This window comes from Phenylobacterium sp. (assembly GCF_036502675.1).
GTDB lineage: Bacteria > Pseudomonadota > Alphaproteobacteria > Caulobacterales > Caulobacteraceae > Phenylobacterium.
This window is the reverse complement of record NZ_DASXYF010000020.1, coordinates 1-4,378: the sequence shown is the minus strand read 5'-3', so window position 1 is coordinate 4,378 and position 4,378 is coordinate 1. Positions and strand designations below refer to the sequence as shown.

The following is a 4,378-nucleotide window of genomic DNA, read 5'->3' as shown; positions in this document are numbered from 1 at the left end:
CTTCACGTCGAACAGGACCGCGCTCACCGTTCCAAGAGCACGGATGGCCTCCGGGCCCAGCGCGACGAACTGCCGGTGCGCCACGGCGAGGACAATGGCGTCGTAGCCACCCGGCTGCGGCGCCTCGATCAGGTCGACGCCGTATTCATGCCGCGCCTCCGCCGCGTCGATCCAGGGGTCCCAGACATCGACCTTTGCGCCGGCGCCGGCCAGTTCCTCGACGATGTCGATGACGCGGGTGTTGCGCAGGTCGGTGCAGTTCTCCTTGAACGCCAGGCCCATCACCAGGACCCGGGCGCCGCGCACCTGCACGCCGCCCTGAACCAGCGTCTTCACCAGCCGGGCGGCCACATACCCGCCCATGCTGTCGTTGATCCGCCGCCCGGCGAGGATCACCTCGGGATGGTAGCCTGCCTCCTGCGCCTTGTAGGTCAGGTAGTAGGGATCGACCCCAATGCAGTGGCCGCCCACCAGCCCGGGCTGGAAGCGCAGGAAGTTCCACTTCGTGCCGGCGGCGGCCAGCACCTCCTGGGTGTCCACCCCCAGCTTCTCGAAGATCAGCGCGAACTCGTTGATCAGCGCGATGTTCAGGTCGCGCTGGGTGTTCTCGATCACCTTGGCGGCCTCGGCCACCCGGATCGAGCTCGCCCGATGCGTTCCGGCGGCCACGATCGAGGCGTAGAGCGTGTCGACGAAGTCCGCCGCCGCCGCCGTCGAGCCCGCCGTGACCTTGACGATCGAGTCCAGCCGGTGGGCCTGGTCGCCCGGGTTGGCCCGCTCGGGGCTGTAGCCCACGAAGAAGTCGCGGTTGAACGCGAGACCCGAGGCCTGCTCCAGGATCGGCACGCAGGTCTCCTCCGTCGCCCCCGGATAGACCGTGGATTCATAGATCACCACCGCGCCCCGGCTCAGCCCCGCGCCCACCGTGCGGCTGGCGGCGAAGAGGGCGCTCATGTCCGGACGCTTCTGCCGGTCGATGGGCGTCGGCACCGTGACCACGAAGACGTTGCAACCGGACAGCGCCGCCGCGTCGGCGGCGAAGCTCAGGCCCTTCGCCGCCGTCAGCGCCCCGGCCGACAGCTCCTGGGTGCGGTCGACGCCGCGCCGCAACTCCTCGATCCGCTCCGGCTTGGCGTCGAAGCCCACCGTCTCGTAGAGCCGCCCGAACGCCGCGGCCAGCGGCAGGCCCACATAGCCCAGCCCGATCACCGCGACCTTCACCGGCGCGGCCGCGAACGGATTTTCCAGCATGCCGTCTCCGATCCCGGCCGGCCGCCCCGGCGCAGCGGCCCAGCTAGTGCCCTCCCGCCGAAAGCGGAAGCGGGTTTTCGCCCCGGCGAAGGGTCTGGTTGTGGGCCGTTGCAATACGTCCGGCAAGACGGGAGATGGCGCCCGCACCGGCGCTCGGCATCAGGGCATCCGCTCGAACCGCCCCTATCGAAGGAGGGTCGGAACTGCGGACTCTAGAAGAACCGTTCGACGATGCGGATCGTGTCGCCTGGCGACACCGGCGTGGTGGAGGTCAGCGGATAGGCCTGCTCCTTGGCGGAATCGGCCCGTTTGATGAACACTTTCTTGGTGTTGGCCCGATAGGTGAAGCCGTTGGCCGTGGCCACCGCGTTCTGCACCGTCAACGCATTGGTATAGGGATACTCGCCGGGCTTCTGCACTTCGCCAAGGATATAGAAGGGCCGATATTTCAGCACCTCGATGTTGACCTTGGGATCCTGCAGGAAACCGTTCTTCAGCGCTGTTTCCACCGACCTTTGGAAGTCGGTGACGCTGACGCCTGCGGCCTGCACTTCGCCGATCAGCGGCAGCGACACCTTGCCCGAGCCGCTCACGAAGAATTCGCCGGTCAGCGACTCCTCGCCGAATGTGATCACCCGGATCTTGTCGCCCGCGCCCATCTTGTAATCCGCCACCGGACTGACGGGCGGCGACGCATCGGCGGCCCGCGCCGCACCCGTCCATCCCGTCGCCGCCACCAGGCAGGCCAGCCCTACGACTAAGGCCGCAGCCAGCGATCTCAACGATCTCATACCCACATCCTCGCGCGAACGCGGTCTTTTCCTACCGCAGTGCAGCGTACCGCGGAATAGCCGGCGATCTAGCCGCTCCGGCCGCTTACCCGCCGATGCACAGTGGGGTTTCGCGAGATGCACGCGGCCTGGTCTTCCGGCGACTGGAGCCGGCTCATGCGGCTCGAGCGGCCAGCGCCCTTCCGCGCCGCCTTCATCGCCCGCAGATCCTAGAGCGCCCGCAGCGCCTCATGCACGCCGGCGATGATCGCGATCCAGGCGCAGAGGTTGGAGCCGACGATGAACGCCAGCGTCCGGCGACGCGACCACCGGTCCAGGTCCGACGGCTCCGCGCGCGCGCGCGGCGCGCGGCCGGGCGTGCGGAACGGCGCGGGCGCGCCCAGGGCCACCGCCGCGGCGGTGGAGAACACCGCCGAGGGGCGGCCGGACGGCGATGGAAATTGCTGCGCCACGGGCGTCTCCTGAAGGACGCCAGGCTAGCCCTTCGCGGCTAACAAACTCTCACCGCCGGGAAAAATTTCAACGCCGAAGCCATGGTTGCGGCGATAGGTCCTCCCCGCGCGGGCGGTCGCGCGGATCGGCGTGAAGAGCGCCCGGGCCGCCTCGCATATCCCGGGCGGCTATGGTGCGGACGGCGGGACTCGAACCCGCACTCCCATGGGGAAACAGATTTTAAGTCTGCCGCGTCTACCGGTTCCGCCACGTCCGCTTGACCGCTCTTCCCTGCCACAAGCCCGATCCTGCGGCGAGCCCCAACCATGCGGAAACCGCCTGCGGTCAGGCCTCCACCCGGGTGATCCTGGCGATCCCGGCGGCCGTCAGCGCCGCGATCAGCTCGGCGGTCGCGGCCTCCACTTCGTCGGCGTCGCGCCCGCGCAGCACCAGGTTCGAGCCATAGCCCTGCGGCCCGAAGAACGGATAGCTGCCCAGCGACATGGCTTTGTGCGCCTTGGCCACCGCCTCCAGGGGCGCGGCGATCTCGCCTTCGCCGGAGCCCTCCACCAGCACCGTGCGCGAGATCACCGTGGCCCCGCCGTTCAGCCGCCAGCCCACGTCCTCCAGCATGCCGCGCATGATCGCCGGCACGCCGGCCAGCACGAAAACGTTGCCGATCAGGAAGCCAGGCGGCCCCTGCACCGGGTTCTTCACCAGCTCGCCCCCCTCGGGGATCCGCGCCATCCGCCGCCGCGCGGCGTTCACCTCGCCGCCCCAGCGCGCCTGCATGGCGGCCAGGATGTCCGGGTGCTCGTACAGCGCCACCCCGAACGCCTCGGCCACCGCGTCGGCGGTGATGTCGTCATGGGTCGGCCCGATGCCGCCGGTGGTAATGACGTAGTCGTAGCGGGCGCGCAGCGCGTTCAGCGCCGCGATGATCTCCGCCGTCTCGTCCGGCACGGTCCTGGCCTCCGCCAGGTCCACCCCGTGCACCGCCAAGCGCCGCGCGATGTCGCCCAGGTTGGTGTCCTGCGTACGCCCCGACAGGATCTCGTCGCCGATGATCAGCACCCCCGCCGTCACCACGCCCGCCGCCTTGGCCATCGTCCGATCCTTCGCGCTGTTCGTCCCGACTATCCCCGGCCAGGGCGCCTGGGCAACAGCGTAAAGCCTCTGATCCTCGATGAAGGAGGGTTCCTTCCAGCCGCTGGCCCCCGCGGCCTCCCCACGCTACCACCCGCCGATGGACTTCCCCTCCCCGCTGATCCCCGGCCGCCTCGTCCAGCGCTACAAGCGCTTCTTCGCCGACGTGGTCCTGGAGGACGGAACCGCCATCACCGCCCACTGCCCCAACCCCGGCGCCATGCTGGGCCTGAACGCCCCCGGCCTGGCGGTCTGGATCTCCCGCTCCGACGACCCGACGCGCAAGCTGGCCCACACCCTGGAGCTGGTGCAGGCCGATGGCGGCCTGGTGGGCGTCAACACCCTGCACCCCAACCGCCTGGTCGCCGAGGCTCTTGCCGCCGACGCCATCCCGGAGCTTGCCGGCTACGACAGCATCCGCCGCGAGGTGAAATACGGGACCAACAGCCGGGTCGACTTCCTGCTGCAATCGCCCGGCCGCCCGCCCTGCTGGCTGGAGGTCAACAATGTCCAGCGCAAAAACAGCCTCCCGCTCAGGCCGGACCATAGGCTTTGGTTGGAGGTAAAAAACTGCCATCTTTCCAGGACAAAGGGATTGGCGGAGTTTCCTGATTGCGTGGCGGCGCGCTCGACGAAGCACCTTCGCGAGCTTGAGGAGATGGTCCGTCAAGGTGACCGCGCCGCCGTCCTATTCGTCGTCCAGCGCACCGACTGTGACCGCTTCCAGGCCGCCGCCGATTGCGACGCGACATTCGCCG

General features: G+C 69.1%; 5 protein-coding genes and 1 tRNA gene. 1 reads left to right on the top strand and 5 read right to left on the bottom strand.

Translation table 11 applies throughout. From position 1 onward, the window contains the following. The 5 genes from VGL30_RS02585 to VGL30_RS02565 form a co-directional block, all read right to left on the bottom strand. On the bottom strand, positions 1–1,251 hold a 1,251-nt coding region (locus tag VGL30_RS02585; protein WP_331536459.1), incomplete at its 3' end, for a nucleotide sugar dehydrogenase. A 212-nt stretch (positions 1,252–1,463) separates the two neighbouring features. Beyond that, the gene (locus VGL30_RS02580) at positions 1,464–1,988 is read right to left on the bottom strand and encodes a polysaccharide biosynthesis/export family protein (protein WP_331536457.1); all 525 of its coding nucleotides are present in this window, start codon (positions 1,986–1,988) and stop codon (positions 1,464–1,466) included. Positions 1,989–2,251: 263 nt separating this feature from the next. Beyond that, on the bottom strand, positions 2,252–2,494 hold the full coding sequence (locus tag VGL30_RS02575) for a hypothetical protein (RefSeq protein WP_331536455.1): 243 nt from the start codon (positions 2,492–2,494) through the stop codon (positions 2,252–2,254). Between the two features lie 171 nt (positions 2,495–2,665). After that, positions 2,666–2,751 (bottom strand) — tRNA-Leu (locus VGL30_RS02570). Between the two features lie 68 nt (positions 2,752–2,819). Then, positions 2,820–3,581, bottom strand: coding sequence for a competence/damage-inducible protein A (locus VGL30_RS02565; RefSeq protein ID WP_331536453.1), 762 nt, complete (start codon positions 3,579–3,581; stop codon positions 2,820–2,822). A gap of 139 nt (positions 3,582–3,720) precedes the next feature. Here VGL30_RS02565 and sfsA point away from each other — a divergent pair. Then, a partial coding sequence (gene sfsA / locus VGL30_RS02560; RefSeq protein ID WP_331536461.1) for a DNA/RNA nuclease SfsA occupies positions 3,721–4,378 on the top strand: 658 nt, incomplete at its 3' end.

Coding starts and splice junctions, on each gene's coding strand:
- VGL30_RS02565 (WP_331536453.1), bottom strand. CDS start 3,581: ATGGCCAAGGCGGCGGGCGTGGTGACGGCGGGGGTGCTGATCATCGGC.